The following is a 12,710-nucleotide window of genomic DNA, read 5'->3' as shown; positions in this document are numbered from 1 at the left end:
ATTCCTGTGGGTCGTTATTGGGGTTTCAAGCGCGAGCCAGGGCCAACCGTGCGGGGACGACGGTGGAGCGGGTCTGGTCGGAAAACATCAGGCTGGTGTCGACATCGGCACCGTACAAATCGTTGAGGAACTGGCTGCTCAGCTCGCTGGCGTGGCCATCGAAGTGAATTCGGCCGCCCTTGAGCGCCACGGCTCGGGGGCAATAACGCATGGCGTAATCGACTTGGTGCAGGGTGACCACCACGGTCTTGCCGTCGCGGCCGTTGATGTCGGCGAGGATCTCCATGACCTTGCGGGCCGACTCCGGGTCCAGCGAAGCGATGGGTTCATCAGCCAGGATCACTTCGGCGCGCTGGGTCAGGGCCCGGGCAATCGCCACGCGTTGCTGCTGGCCGCCGGACAAGGTGGAAGCACGTTGCGCGGCCAGGTCCGCCAGGCCGACGCGGGCCAGGGACTCCATGGCGAACTGTTTTTCCTCGGCATTGAACAGGCCGAGGTTGCCACGCCAGCGCGGCATGCGGCCCAGGCAACCGAGCAGCACGTTGTCGAGCACGCTCAGGCGATTGACCAGATTGAACTGTTGGAAGATGTAGCCGATGTCGGAGCGCAGGCGCCGCACCTTGCTGTTCAACCGGCCGCTGGCCTGCACTTCCCGGCCCAGCACCTTGACGCTGCCGCCATTGTTCTTGTCGCAACAGGCCAGGCCCGCGAGGTGACGCAGCAAGGTCGACTTGCCGGAGCCGGAAGCGCCAATCAGCGCGACCATCTCACCGGTGGCAACGGTAAGTTCGAGGTCGATCAATGCGGATTTCTTCGCAAAGGTCTTGTTCAGATGATCGACATGGATAGCTGGAGTCATGGGCTTCTCTGTCTGGTTGAACAGCCGTCCGTGGCTGCGTTTGAGTTCAAACGACAGTAGGCGCGGGCTGTGTCAGCCCTATGACTTGCACATGACTGGAGTAAAACCGTTTGATGAAGGTTTGATGAAAGGTTGGAACTGACGCTGAATACCCTACCTGTGGCGAGGGAGCTTGCTCCCGCTGGGCTGCGCAGCGGCCCCAAACCCGGGCGACACGGTCTGTCAGATGTACCGAGGTGGCTGACTTGGGCCTGCTGCGCAGTCCAGCGGGAGCAAGCTCCCTCGCCACAAGGTCTTCGCCCGGCATTGGAAATGTTGAAAAGCTCGTTTCTGACGTGCTCTGAACAAGACTTTCCCTACGGCCAGTCATTGAACTCTTCCCCATTATGTCGACCGAGTTGTACGCAGGAGGGCGTGCCCCTACCGGGTTTCCATTCCCCGGTCGACCAACCTGCGTACGGCTCACCACCTATCCTTTACGCAACTTTTGCTAAAACTTTCTCGACTGACAGTCGAGGTGACCTTGCAGTTACTTATAGCGCTCGCTTTATGGCGTGCTGTGCACGGGAGGGCCTTGGCCCTGCCGGTTTTCTATGACCGGCCTACCACCCCGTGCACAGCGTGCCACTCCGGCAAAACACTCAAAACCGATTGTCATTTAGGGTTGCTTGCGGTCCGTCTCACCGCTAACCTTCGCGGGTCGCTGCAAAATCAGCGAACGGGTGTGGAAGCCCGAACTCTCCAGGCGTATAAGCGCCCATAGCCTTTAGCGGGCGCTTTTTTCATGTCCGCTATTTATGTGTTATGGCGGCTGTGCGCGGGGCACTTTCGGGTGCGCCGGGGTCCTGGAGTCCGGTCTTCCACACCTGCGTACAGTCGCCACCCATCATGTGGAAGTGATTGTGGCGGCTCCCTTTACTCCAGGAGCAACCGTATGAAAAAAGTCACGCCCAACCCGCCGTATTACTTGAACGACCAGAAATTCCGCGACGCTGCCCAGCGCGCATTCAAGCACTACGACTTGAATTCAGAACCTGCCGCTTCGCCCCCGCCCTGCGACAAACTCTTCGCCGTACGTGCGGGTCTCAGCACTGAAGTCGCCTTGTGCAACGCCAGCGAGATTCTTGAGTCGGCGGCTGTCAGCGCCTATGACTGTGCCGAGCATCTTGATGGGGCCAGCCGCAAGCAAGTGTTGGCGGTGGTGCAATTAGTGGAGATGGCGCAGTTATTGGTGGATGAGGCGCTGGATCGGGAGTGCCCGGTGGCCTGATCAAAACCGAAATCCAACTGGCAACATAAATCTAATGTGGGAGCGGGCTTGCCCGCGATAGCGGTGTATCAGCAACATTTTCTAACCTGATAAACCGCTATCGCAGGCAAGCCAGCTCCCACATTTGAACTGTGTTGTAAGGTGGATTGCATTTGAAACCGACAAATAAAAAAGCGACCCGAAGGTCGCCTTTTCTTATTGCGCGTATTGCTTGCTCAACCCCGGCGGTACGCCATGGACGTCGGTCTCTTCCCAAGGCCCGTTCGGGCTGATGGAGCGGCTCCAGCCGTTACTCCAACGGTAGTAGGTGCGCTGGCGGTAAAACGTATCGGCCTGTTCGTCCAGCACGTACACCTGCATCTTCCCGTCCCAGTGGCTGGCCGCACCCGGTGGCGGTGCGAAGGTTGGCGAAGAGCTCGGCACCGGCTTCGACGGTTTGATCACTGGCCCGGAAGGCTGGGTGCTCGGCTGGGTCGACGGCCCGGTGGGCGGGATGGTCGGCCCGGTAGGCGACGGTGGCCGATGGACCGCACAAGCACTCAGCCCCAGTACCAGGCTGAGCAGGGTGATACGCGCGATGGCGGTCATGGGCATTTCCTCGAATTAGTGGTCCGGACTGTCGATGGTCAGCTGCTGCAGCGCAGTGGTGCTGCTGGCCAAGGGTTGGCTGCGGCCGATCCACTCGCCAGCTGTCGGAACACCTGCCCGGGATATGCGCGCAACCAGTTGGACTTCGGGAAAGTTGGACAGTTTCAACTGCGGCATCATCGCGTCGCTGTCGCCCAGTTCGACGGTGATCGGCAGGTCGGCCACGCTCACGCGCTTGGCGGCCAGCGGTGCCGGCGGGCCTTTGACCGCGCGGGCGAAGATGAACACGCTGTCGGTCGGCAAGGCTTTGGCCTTCACGTCCGGGGCCAGGTCCACGCGTACTTGCATCTGCTTGTGTGCCTTCACCGGCGCCACGCTGCCGCCGCTCTCTTTGAGCTTCTCGGCGGCGCGGTCGATCCCGCCTTGCAGCGCGGCCCGGGAGTTGTCGTCCGGTGGCAGTTGCGCCAGCAGACGGTTCCAGTAGTCGATCGCTTCCTGGTAACGCTGGCCTTCAAAAGCGGCAATGCCCAGCAGGCCGAGGCTGGTGACTTCTTTCGGGTCGAGTTTCAGCGCTTCGTCGGTCAGGGCCTGGACCTTGGGCGACCATTGCTTGTTGTCGGCAAAGTACTGGGCCTGAGCCCACTGCCCGAGCAACTCCGGCTGGCGACCGGCCAGGGCCACGGTGCGCTCGAAGACTTTGGCCGCATCGGCCGAGCGGTCCTGGGCCATGTAGGCGCGACCGAGGAAGTACAGCCCTTCCGGCGAGTCCGGCTGGGCCGCAGCGGCGCGCTCCAGGCGGCGGGTCATGTCTTCCATGGACACCGGCGGCTGGGAGAATTCGCGGGTCAGTTCGACCTTGTCGCTGGCGCCATAGTGCAGGTACAGCGCCACGCCCAGCACCGGCACCAGAAAGGCCGCGAGCAACGGCAACGGTTTGCCGAGGCGCGATTCCCGGGGCTTTTCCACACCCTCGGTGTCGGCCAGCAACTCACGCGCCGCTTCAGCGCGACCGCTGTCCAGTTGGGCCGCATCCAGCACGCCTTCGGACTGCTGGGTTTGCAGTTCGGCCACGCGTTCTTGATACAGCGCCACGTTCAGCGCGGTGCGATCTTCTTCACGCTGGGCACGGCGGCCGCGTAACACCGGGATCAGCAGGAAACTCAAGGCAATCAGAAGCAGCAGACCCGCTGCGAGCCAGAAATCAATCATCAGTTTTTTTGTCCAGCAGTTGGTCGAGGCGTTGACGCTCATCGACAGAAAGCGAGTCCGAGCCATCGGCCGGGGCGACACGACGACGGCGCACGATCACCGCCATTACCACTAAGCCTGCGAGCAACAGCCCGGCGGGGCCGAACCACAGCAGCGCGGTCTTGCCGGTGAGCGCCGGCTTGTAGCGCACGAAGTCACCGTAGCGGTCGACCATGAAGTCGATGATCTGCTGATTGTCCTTGCCCTCGCCGAGCATGCGGAAAATCTCTTTGCGCAGGTCGGCAGCGATCGGCGCGTTGGAGTCGGCGATGTCCTGGTTCTGGCACTTGGGGCAGCGCAGTTCCTTGGTCAGCTCGCGAAAACGCTCGCGGTCACCGTCCTTGGCAAATTCGTAGGTGTCGATGGCGGCGTGGGCCACGCCGACCATGCTCAAGCCCAATACAGCAGCGGCTAACCAACGCTTCATGGCTTGGCCTCGTCCACCAGCGCCTGGTACTTGGCGGCCAGTTGCTCGCGCCACACCACTTCGTCGATCACGCCCACGTACTTGTCGCGGATCACACCCTTGGCGTCGATGAAGAAGGTTTCCGGGGCGCCATACACGCCGAGGTTCAGGCCAAGGTTGCCGTCTTCGTCACGGATATCCAGCTGGTAGGGGTTGTGGAATTCTGCCAGCCACTTCAAGGCGGCAGCGTTGTCGTCCTTGTAGTTGATGCCGTAGATCACCACGCCCTGCTCCGCCAGCTTGTTCAGCACCGGGTGCTCGACGCGGCAGGAAATGCACCAGGTGCCCCACACGTTGACCAACGCCGGTTTGCCCTGCAAATCCGCTTGAGTCAGGGTCTTGTCACCCTGAACGGTCGGCAGCGAGAACGCCGGGAACTGTTTGCCGATCATCGCCGACGGCAACTCGGCCGGGTCCAGGTACAGCCCGCGATACAGGAACACTGCCACCACCAGGAACGCCGCCAGCGGCAACACCATCAACCAACGCTTCATACTGGCGCTCCTTGCAGGCCGAGGGCTTCACGCACCCGGCTCTTGACCTTGACCCGGTAACGCCGGTCCGTCGCGGCCAGCAAACCACCGAAGCCGGTCAGCAGGCCGCCGAACCAGATCCAGCGCACAAACGGTTTGACGTGGACCCGCACGGCCCAGGCGCCATCGCCCAGCGGTTCACCCAGGGCGACGTAGAGGTCGCGGGTGAAACCGGCGTCGATCCCGGCTTCGGTCATCATCGAGCTTTGCACGGTGTACAGGCGTTTTTCCGGGTGCAGCACCGCGATCTCCTTGCCATTGCGCACCACGCGTACGGTGCCTTTGTCGGAGGTGAAATTGGGGCCTTCGAAGTGCTTGGCACCTTCGAAAATGAAGTGGTAACCGGCCAGGTCCATGGACTCGCCCGGCGCCAGGCGCAGGTCGCGCTCGGCGCTGTTCTGGCTGGACAACACCACGCCGAGGGCACACACGGCGATGCCGATATGCGCGACCTGCATGCCCCAGTAGCTGCGGGTCATGGTCGGCAGGCCCTTGATCAGGCCTTTGTGGCGGGTCTTGTCGATCAGGTCGCGTACGCCGGCCAGCAACACCCAGGCGGCAAGCATAAAGGTGGCGAGCACCGCCCAGTTGAAGTCGCCGTAGGCAATCCCGGCGATCACCGCCAGCGCGGCGCTGCCCAGCAGTACCGGGGTGAGCATGCCCACCAGCCACTTCACCGGGGTGTCTTTCCAGCGCACCAGTACGCCGACCGCCATCACCACCATCAACAGCGCCATCAACGGGATGAACAGTGCGTTGAAGTACGGCGGGCCGACGGACAGTTTGGCGCCGCTCAGGGCATCCAGCACCAGCGGGTACAGGGTGCCGAGCAGGATCATCGAGGCTGCCACCACCAGCACCAGGTTATTGCCCAGCAGCAGGGTTTCCCGGGACCAGAGGTTGAAGCCCACATGGCTCTTGACCACGGGCGCGCGCAACGCAAACAACGTCAACGAGCCGCCGACCACGAACAGCAGGAAGATCAGGATAAAGACGCCGCGCTCCGGGTCGGAGGCAAACGCGTGCACCGAGGTCAGCACGCCGGAACGCACCAGGAAGGTACCCAGCAGGCTCAGGGAAAACGCAGCGATGGCCAGCAACACGGTCCAGCTCTTGAACACGCCACGTTTTTCCGTGACCGCCAGCGAGTGAATCAGCGCCGTGCCCACCAGCCATGGCATGAAGGAGGCGTTTTCCACCGGGTCCCAGAACCACCAGCCGCCCCAGCCGAGTTCGTAGTAGGCCCACCACGAGCCCAAGGTGATGCCGATACCGAGGAACGCCCAGGCGACGATGGTCCATGGCCGCGACCAGCGCGCCCAGGCAGCATCAAGACGCCCGCCGAGCAAGGCGGCGATGGCAAACGCGAAGGCTACCGAGAAACCGACGTACCCCATATAGAGCATCGGCGGGTGCACGATCAGGCCGATGTCTTGCAGCAGCGGGTTGAGGTCGTGGCCGTCTACCGGGATCTGCGGCAGGATGCGGGTGAACGGGTTGGAGGTCATGATCAAAAACAGCAGGAAGCCGATGCTGATCATGCCCATCACCGCCAGCACCCGGGCCAGCATCACCTGCGGCAACTGGCGGGAGAAGATCGATACGGCAAAGGTCCAGCCGCCGAGGATCAATGCCCACAGCAGCAACGAACCTTCGTGGGCGCCCCACACGGCGCTGAACTTGTAGTACCAGGGCAAGGCGCTGTTGGAGTTGTTGGCGACATAGGCGACAGAAAAGTCGTCAGTCATGAAGGCGTAGGTCAGGCAACCGAAGGCGAACACCAGAAACGCGAACTGGCCCCACGCGGCCGGCTGGGCCAGGCTCATCCACAGGCGATCACCGCGCCAGGCGCCCAGCAACGGGACCACGGCCTGGACGATGGCAAAGCACAGGGCGAGGATCATCGCCAACTGGCCCAACTCGGGAATAAACAATGCGGACGTCATGACTTAGCCCTCCTTGGCGGGGGTCGGGGCGGATTGGCCGCTGTCTTTGAGGGCCTTGGTGACTTCCGGCGGCATGTATTTTTCATCGTGCTTGGCCAGCACTTCGTCGGCCACCACCACGCCGTCGGCGTTGAGCTTGCCGAGGGCGACGATGCCCTGCCCTTCGCGGAACAGGTCCGGAAGGATGCCGCGGTAGGTGATGGTCACGGATTTGTTGAAGTCGGTGACGATGAATTTCACGTCCAGGGAATCCCCGGAACGTTGCAGCGAGCCCTTCTCGACCATGCCACCGGCACGGATTCGTGTATCCAGCGGGGCTTCGCCGTTGGCGATCTGGGTCGGGGTGTAGAACAGGTTGATGTTCTCCCGCAGGGCGCTCAGGGCCAGGGTCACGGCAATGCCGACACCGGCCATGATGGCCAGGATGATCAACAGACGCTTTCTACGCAGCGGATTCACTTTTCGGTCTCCCGGCGCAAACGACGCGCCTCTTGTTGCAGGTAACGCTTGCGGGCCAGGATCGGCGCGGCGACGTTGAGGGCCAGCACCGCCAGGCAAATGCCATAGGCCGTCCAGACGTACAGGGCGTGATGGCCCATGGCGAGAAAATCACTGAAAGAGTTGAAGCTCATCCACGGGCTCCCAGGCTGTTTTGCACTTCGGCCTTGACCCAACTGGTGCGGGCTTCACGCTTGAGCACTTCGAGGCGCATGCGCATCAGCAGCACCGCGCCGAAGAAGCAGTAGAACCCCAGCACCATCAGCAGCAGCGGCGCCCACATTTCCACGGGCATGGCCGGCTTTTCGGTGAGGGTGAAGGTGGCGCCCTGGTGCAGGGTGTTCCACCACTCCACCGAGTATTTGATGATCGGGATGTTGATCACGCCGACAATCGCCAGCACCGCGCAGGCCTTGGCGGCGCTGTCGCGGTTGCTGATGGCGTTGCCCAGGGCAATCAGGCCGAAATACAGGAACAGCAGGATCAGCATCGAGGTGAGGCGCGCGTCCCAGACCCACCACGACCCCCAGGTCGGCTTGCCCCAGATCGCGCCGGTGACCAGCGCCACTGCAGTCATCCAGGCACCGATGGGCGCGGCGCATTGCAGGGCCACGTCCGCCAGTTTCATCTTCCACACCAGGCCAACGATGCCGCACACCGCCAGCATCACGTAGCAGGACTGGGCCAGCATCGCCGCAGGAACGTGGATATAGATGATGCGAAAGCTGTTGCCTTGCTGGTAGTCGGGCGGTGCGAAGGCCAGGCCCCAGACCAGGCCGATGCCGATCAGCAATACAGCGGCGATGCTCAACCACGGCAGCAGTTTGCCACTGATGCCGTAAAACCATTTGGGCGAGCCGAGCTTGTGAAACCAGGTCCAGTTCATGCTGTTTCCATCACGGTTGCTTCTCGTCATTGCGAGGAGCTTAGGGTCTTTACTGACTAAGACAACGCTTGGTCAGACCTCATTATTCGCCGACGCTGATCTTCAGGCCAGCCGCTATAGCAAAGGGTGTCAGGGTTACCGCCAGGGCGGCCAGGCTGCCAAGCCACAGGAGGTAACCGGTCGCCGGCATGCCCTGGAGCGCGGCTTGCAACGCGCCGCTGCCCAGGATCAACACCGGGATATACAAAGGCAAAATCAGCAGCGCCAGCAACAGGCCGCCGCGCTTCAAACCCACCGTCAGCGCCGCACCCACGGCGCCCAGTAGACTGAGAACCGGCGTGCCAAGCAACAAGGAAAGGAGCAACACCGGCAGGCACTCGGTAGGCAATCCCAGCATCATTGCCAGCAACGGCGCGAGCAATACCAGCGCCAGGCCGGAAAACGCCCAGTGTGCCAGTACCTTGGCCAATACCAGAAGTGGCAGGGGGTGCGACGAAAGGACCCACTGTTCGAGGGAACCGTCTTCAAAATCACTGCGAAACAGCCCGTCCAGCGAGAGCAGGACCGACAAAAGCGCCGCTACCCAGACCAGTCCCGGAGACAAGGTTTGCAACAGTTTAGTCTCGGGGCCGACCGCCAACGGGAACAGCGCGATCACAATTGCAAAGAACACCAGCGGGTTGGCCAGTTCGGCCGGGCGGCGACAGAGTAACCGTGCTTCGCGGGCCACCAACAGGGCAAATACGCTCATACCGACCACCGGCCCAGATCAAGGTCGCGGTAACCGGCGGGCATGCGCGCCAGCGTGTGGTGGGTGGTGAGGACGACCATGCCGCCCTGCTCGCAGTGCGCCGCCAGGTGTTCTTCCAGCTGGGCGACGCCTTGTTTGTCGAGTGCGGTGAAGGGTTCGTCGAGAATCCACAGCGGCGGGCCGTCCAGATACAAACGGGCCAGGGCTACGCGGCGCTGCTGGCCGGCGGACAGGGTGTGGCAGGGAACGTCTTCGAAACCTTTCAGGCCAACGGCGGCGAGAGCCTGCCAGATGGCGTCGCGGCTCGCGGGGTGATGCAGGGCGCTGAGCCAGCTGAGGTTTTCTTCGGCGGTGAGCACATCCTTGATCCCGGCGGCATGGCCGATCCAGATCAGGTTGCGGGCCAGCTCCGTGCGCTGCTCGTGCAGCGGTTTGCCGTTGAGCCGCACTTCGCCCGCCGTCGGCTGCATCAGGCCGGCCAGCAGGCGCAACAGGCTGGTCTTGCCGCTGCCGTTGGGCCCGCTGACCTGCACCATGTCGCCGCCCGCCAGACGCAGTTCGAGGTGTTCGAACAGCATCCGCAGGTCACGTTCACAGGCGAGCGCTACGGCTTCTAGAAGAGGGCTGGTCAAGAGATCGCGGGCCTTTACGGTTCAAGTCGGCGGTGGAACGGCCGTTAAAGAGGTGCACATTAACTGCTTTGGCGACCGATTTTAGAGAGCTGGATCAAATAGTTGTGATGTTTATACCGCTCTCTTTGAAGACGGGCGGCATTATACATGTGATGCCCTACTCTAAAGAGGGCAATTTCCCTTGAGACGACGCGCACGATGACCGGTGAGATCAATCTTCCGACCCTTCCCCCGACGCTGCCGGCCGGCCCTGCGCCCGCGCCGCCGACGGGTGAACTGCTGAAACTGCTGGAGCCGCAGATCGGCCTGATTGACCCCGGGAAAACCGTAAACGCCGAGGTGCTGGCGCTTAAACAAGGTGGTGATGCGTTTCAGTTGCTGCTCAAGCTGACCCTGGAAGGTGGCCGGCAAACCCTGGTGCAGGCCAGCAGCAGCCAACCGCTTCCCCTGGGCACCCAGGTGGAGGTCAGCCAGACGCCGTCGGGCAACTTGTCCATCAGCCTGCAGCAGGCGTTGAGTTCCAGCGTTGCCGCGCTGACGCGTATCGACACCAACCAATTGCCGGTGGGCACCCTGCTGCAAGGCAAGGTGCTGACCACCCAGGCGCTGCCCCAGGGCGCCAACCAACCGGTGGTGTATCGCTCGCTGGTGTCGGTGCTCAACAGCGTCCTCAGCGGCGCGACCCTGACCGTCGAAAGCCCGCAACCGTTGCGTATCGGCAGCCTGCTCAGTGCCGTGGTGCAAAGTGCACAAACCCTGAGTTTTGTGCCGCTGAGCGGTCTCAAGGACCAACTGGCCGTGGCCCAGCAACTCTCCACCCAACAAAGCCGCCAGGGCTCGCTGGACGTGGTGTTCACCGCGCTGCAAAGCCTGCCCGCCACCAGCAGCGACAGCACCTCGGTCGACCTGCGCGCCGCCGCCGCGCGTTTGCTGGCGGCCCTGCCCGACCTGGCCCAGGTGAGCAATCCCAAGGTACTGGCGCAAATCATCCAGAACAGCGGGACCTTTCTCGAAGCCAAATTGCTGGCAGGACAAAACCCGCAAATACCGCCACTGGACATGAAAGGCGCCCTGCTGCGCCTCGTCGCCGACCTGATGCCTGCCCTGCCCGCCAGCACCAACCTCACGGCGGTCCTGGCGGCCAACACCCTGGCGCAGATGCTCCCAAGCTTTGTGCGCAGCCCGTTGGGTACCCTCGGCCAGGTGGGCGCCCGCCAAGCCCCCGCAGGCTTCCCCCTGCCGGATCGGCTGATGCAACGCCTGGAGGGTGAGAGCGACCTGGAGAACCTGCTGCGCCTCGCCGCCGGGGCCATTTCGCGCCTGCAAAGCCATCAACTGTCGAGCCTGGAACAAACCGGCACCACCGCCGACGGCAAGCTCCTGACCACCTGGCAGCTGGAAATCCCCATGCGTACCTTGCAGGACATCGTGCCATTGCAGGTCAAATTCCAGCGTGAAGAACCGGCCCCCGACAAGGAGCAGCCAGAACGCAAGGACAGCAAGGATCCCAAGCAGATGCTCTGGCGCGTGGAGATGGCCCTCGACATGGAGCCCCTGGGCCCGTTGCAAGTCCAGGCCCAACTGAGCCAAGGCAAACTGTCGAGCCAACTGTGGGCCACCCGGCCCTACACTGCCAGCCTGATCGAAAGCCACCTGGGCAGCCTGCGCGAGCGCCTGGTATCGTCGGGGCTCAACGTCGGCGACCTGGACTGCCACCTCGGCACACCACCACGGGGCCCAAAAACCGGGCTGGAACAACGCTGGGTGGATGAAACCGCATGAAAAACCCCAACCCGCCGCGCCAGGCCATCGCCCTCAAATACGACGGGCAGCAAGCGCCGACCCTGACCGCCAAGGGCGACGACGCCCTGGCCGAAGCCATCCTGAAGCTGGCCCGTGAAAACGAAGTACCGATTTATGAAAACGCCGAGCTGGTCAAATTACTGGCGCGCATGGAATTGGGCGACAGCATCCCGGAAGAGTTGTACCGCACCATCGCCGAGATCATTGCGTTTGCCTGGACGTTGAAGGGCAAGTTCCCGGTGGGATATGACCCGGATGCGGGGCCGGTGGAGCGGGATGTGACGGAGCGCGGTGAAGATTACTGAGCGAGCACCGGACTAATTTCCGCGGCGACATAGCCTGATGGGCTGCCGGGACTCCCCCCAGTAGGTAAAAATGAAACCCGCATTCCTATGAAAGGATCCGTTTTGGAAGGGTTGAGTACCGGATTCAAAAAATCGCGATAGGTGAAGTACAAGTGCCTACCTGAATAGCCTACATATCCGATAAAGCGATTAACTGGGATCCAATCGGTGTCAGGCACAAGATGTTCTATATTGCCAAACTGGCGATCAACATTAATCTCCATCACAAATCCCCTTTGTATATAACAGTGAATGAATAACTCAGCCTCTTACCCTCGCTACATGGGTCACCCTCATTAAACGCCCGTCGATAGTAAAAAAAAACTGTCAACTATTACAGTATCAGCCACCGTTAAAGCAACTCATACTAAGGGGTTATAGAACTGTATATGACGGACAGAGGTTACGATTACCAAACCGTAACAACGGTGCATTAACCTGCCGCCGACCCTTGACCCTGGAGCGCGGCAGTTGAAACGGACTTCAATCCTGATAGCCCTGAACCTTTGTGTGTTTTCCCTGACGGCAACAGCCAGCGACGAGGCTGCTGACTACCTCGCAGCCTGTCGCGAAGGCAGGAAGCTGACCCTGGATGCACCACCCTCCTACAAGGCCGCCTATTGCCTCGGCATCACAACAGGTGTGTTCGACACCTTAAAATACATGGACGAATTCACCCCCCGAAACCGCCGACTCTGCATGCCGGAACGTCTGGAGCCGGGGAGCCTGGTCGATATCGTTCTGGCATACAGTGAGAAGCACCCTGCGGCAGGGCGATTTGGTACGGCTCGACTGGTGAGGGGCGCAATTGCCGAGCGCTATCCCTGCTTGAAAAAAGACAAGGACACCCTCTAGCAAACGCTACAGTGGGCGATGTATAGCAATT

16 protein-coding genes are annotated in these 12,710 nt (G+C 61.8%); 4 read left to right on the top strand and 12 right to left on the bottom strand.

Features of this window, described 5'->3' with window-relative positions:
• Window positions 1–25 precede the first annotated feature (25 nt).
• Window positions 26–859, bottom strand: a complete 834-nt coding sequence (gene phnC, locus M2400_RS15745; RefSeq protein WP_259195934.1) for a phosphonate ABC transporter ATP-binding protein — start codon at window positions 857–859, stop codon at window positions 26–28.
• A gap of 934 nt (window positions 860–1,793) precedes the next feature.
• Here phnC and M2400_RS15740 point away from each other — a divergent pair.
• Complete coding sequence (locus M2400_RS15740; RefSeq protein WP_259195936.1) at window positions 1,794–2,129, top strand: DUF6124 family protein; 336 nt, start codon at window positions 1,794–1,796, stop codon at window positions 2,127–2,129.
• Window positions 2,130–2,324: 195 nt separating this feature from the next.
• Here M2400_RS15740 and M2400_RS15735 read toward each other — a convergent pair whose 3' ends face one another.
• The 10 genes from M2400_RS15735 to ccmA all read right to left on the bottom strand — a co-directional run bounded on the left by M2400_RS15735 (window position 2,325) and on the right by ccmA (window position 9,677).
• Window positions 2,325–2,717, bottom strand: a complete 393-nt coding sequence (locus M2400_RS15735; RefSeq protein ID WP_177043057.1) for a hypothetical protein — start codon at window positions 2,715–2,717, stop codon at window positions 2,325–2,327.
• 15 nt (window positions 2,718–2,732) lie between these two features.
• Window positions 2,733–3,926: a c-type cytochrome biogenesis protein CcmI gene (gene ccmI, locus M2400_RS15730; RefSeq protein ID WP_259195939.1), complete on the bottom strand. Its 1,194-nt coding sequence runs from the start codon at window positions 3,924–3,926 to the stop codon at window positions 2,733–2,735.
• Window positions 3,919–4,392 carry a cytochrome c-type biogenesis protein gene (locus tag M2400_RS15725; RefSeq protein WP_177043055.1) on the bottom strand — a complete coding sequence of 158 codons (474 nt, stop codon included), beginning with the start codon at window positions 4,390–4,392 and terminating at the stop codon, window positions 3,919–3,921. The genes ccmI and M2400_RS15725 overlap by 8 nt, the downstream gene beginning before the upstream one ends.
• Window positions 4,389–4,925 carry a DsbE family thiol:disulfide interchange protein gene (locus tag M2400_RS15720; protein WP_177043054.1) on the bottom strand — a complete coding sequence of 179 codons (537 nt, stop codon included), beginning with the start codon at window positions 4,923–4,925 and terminating at the stop codon, window positions 4,389–4,391. Before M2400_RS15720 ends, M2400_RS15725 begins: the two co-directional genes overlap by 4 nt.
• On the bottom strand, window positions 4,922–6,910 hold the full coding sequence (locus M2400_RS15715) for a heme lyase CcmF/NrfE family subunit (RefSeq protein ID WP_177043053.1): 1,989 nt from the start codon (window positions 6,908–6,910) through the stop codon (window positions 4,922–4,924). The genes M2400_RS15720 and M2400_RS15715 overlap by 4 nt, the downstream gene beginning before the upstream one ends.
• A 3-nt stretch (window positions 6,911–6,913) precedes the next feature.
• Entirely contained in the window at window positions 6,914–7,369 is a 456-nt protein-coding gene (gene ccmE, locus M2400_RS15710; protein WP_008434786.1) for a cytochrome c maturation protein CcmE, read from the bottom strand.
• Window positions 7,366–7,542: a heme exporter protein CcmD gene (gene ccmD, locus M2400_RS15705; protein WP_008434788.1), complete on the bottom strand. Its 177-nt coding sequence runs from the start codon at window positions 7,540–7,542 to the stop codon at window positions 7,366–7,368. The genes ccmE and ccmD overlap by 4 nt, the downstream gene beginning before the upstream one ends.
• Window positions 7,539–8,294 (bottom strand): heme ABC transporter permease, encoded by a 756-nt coding sequence (locus M2400_RS15700; protein ID WP_008434790.1) that lies wholly within the window; start codon window positions 8,292–8,294, stop codon window positions 7,539–7,541. Before M2400_RS15700 ends, ccmD begins: the two co-directional genes overlap by 4 nt.
• Before the next feature lie 82 nt (window positions 8,295–8,376).
• On the bottom strand, window positions 8,377–9,045 hold the full coding sequence (ccmB, locus tag M2400_RS15695; protein WP_003210635.1) for a heme exporter protein CcmB: 669 nt from the start codon (window positions 9,043–9,045) through the stop codon (window positions 8,377–8,379).
• A complete protein-coding gene (gene ccmA, locus M2400_RS15690) occupies window positions 9,042–9,677 on the bottom strand; it encodes a cytochrome c biogenesis heme-transporting ATPase CcmA (protein ID WP_177043052.1) in 636 nt (211 codons plus the stop codon). The genes ccmB and ccmA overlap by 4 nt, the downstream gene beginning before the upstream one ends.
• A 198-nt stretch (window positions 9,678–9,875) precedes the next feature.
• On the opposite strand from ccmA, the gene M2400_RS15685 reads away from it, so the two are divergent.
• A complete protein-coding gene (locus M2400_RS15685; protein ID WP_259195941.1) occupies window positions 9,876–11,459 on the top strand; it encodes a flagellar hook-length control protein FliK in 1,584 nt (527 codons plus the stop codon).
• A complete protein-coding gene (locus M2400_RS15680; protein ID WP_259195943.1) occupies window positions 11,456–11,785 on the top strand; it encodes an EscU/YscU/HrcU family type III secretion system export apparatus switch protein in 330 nt (109 codons plus the stop codon). The genes M2400_RS15685 and M2400_RS15680 overlap by 4 nt, the downstream gene beginning before the upstream one ends.
• Here M2400_RS15680 and M2400_RS15675 read toward each other — a convergent pair.
• Entirely contained in the window at window positions 11,779–12,048 is a 270-nt protein-coding gene (locus tag M2400_RS15675; protein ID WP_259195944.1) for a hypothetical protein, read from the bottom strand. The two genes, M2400_RS15680 and M2400_RS15675, sit on opposite strands and share 7 nt — an antisense overlap.
• 247 nt (window positions 12,049–12,295) lie before the next feature.
• Between M2400_RS15675 and M2400_RS15670 the strand changes: the two genes are divergently transcribed.
• Window positions 12,296–12,679: a Rap1a/Tai family immunity protein gene (locus M2400_RS15670; protein ID WP_259195945.1), complete on the top strand. Its 384-nt coding sequence runs from the start codon at window positions 12,296–12,298 to the stop codon at window positions 12,677–12,679.
• The last annotated feature ends 31 nt before the right edge of the window (window positions 12,680–12,710 follow it).

This window comes from Pseudomonas sp. BIGb0558, from assembly GCF_024807515.1.
Taxonomy (GTDB): domain Bacteria; phylum Pseudomonadota; class Gammaproteobacteria; order Pseudomonadales; family Pseudomonadaceae; genus Aquipseudomonas; species Aquipseudomonas yamanorum_A.
Note: the sequence above shows the minus strand (reverse complement) of the source record. Positions and strands in the feature narration are given on the sequence as shown.

Bases quoted from the DNA above. Each gene is read 5' to 3' on its own strand.
- phnC (WP_259195934.1), bottom strand. From the start codon at position 859: ATGACTCCAGCTATCCATGTCGATCATCTGAACAAGACCTTTGCGAAG.
- M2400_RS15740 (WP_259195936.1), top strand. From the start codon at position 1,794: ATGAAAAAAGTCACGCCCAACCCGCCGTATTACTTGAACGACCAGAAA.
- M2400_RS15735 (WP_177043057.1), bottom strand. From the start codon at position 2,717: ATGACCGCCATCGCGCGTATCACCCTGCTCAGCCTGGTACTGGGGCTG.
- ccmI (WP_259195939.1), bottom strand. From the start codon at position 3,926: ATGATTGATTTCTGGCTCGCAGCGGGTCTGCTGCTTCTGATTGCCTTG.
- M2400_RS15725 (WP_177043055.1), bottom strand. From the start codon at position 4,392: ATGAAGCGTTGGTTAGCCGCTGCTGTATTGGGCTTGAGCATGGTCGGC.
- M2400_RS15720 (WP_177043054.1), bottom strand. From the start codon at position 4,925: ATGAAGCGTTGGTTGATGGTGTTGCCGCTGGCGGCGTTCCTGGTGGTG.
- M2400_RS15715 (WP_177043053.1), bottom strand. From the start codon at position 6,910: ATGACGTCCGCATTGTTTATTCCCGAGTTGGGCCAGTTGGCGATGATC.
- ccmD (WP_008434788.1), bottom strand. From the start codon at position 7,542: ATGAGCTTCAACTCTTTCAGTGATTTTCTCGCCATGGGCCATCACGCC.
- M2400_RS15700 (WP_008434790.1), bottom strand. From the start codon at position 8,294: ATGAACTGGACCTGGTTTCACAAGCTCGGCTCGCCCAAATGGTTTTAC.
- ccmB (WP_003210635.1), bottom strand. From the start codon at position 9,045: ATGAGCGTATTTGCCCTGTTGGTGGCCCGCGAAGCACGGTTACTCTGT.
- M2400_RS15685 (WP_259195941.1), top strand. From the start codon at position 9,876: ATGACCGGTGAGATCAATCTTCCGACCCTTCCCCCGACGCTGCCGGCC.
- M2400_RS15680 (WP_259195943.1), top strand. From the start codon at position 11,456: ATGAAAAACCCCAACCCGCCGCGCCAGGCCATCGCCCTCAAATACGAC.
- M2400_RS15675 (WP_259195944.1), bottom strand. From the start codon at position 12,048: ATGGAGATTAATGTTGATCGCCAGTTTGGCAATATAGAACATCTTGTG.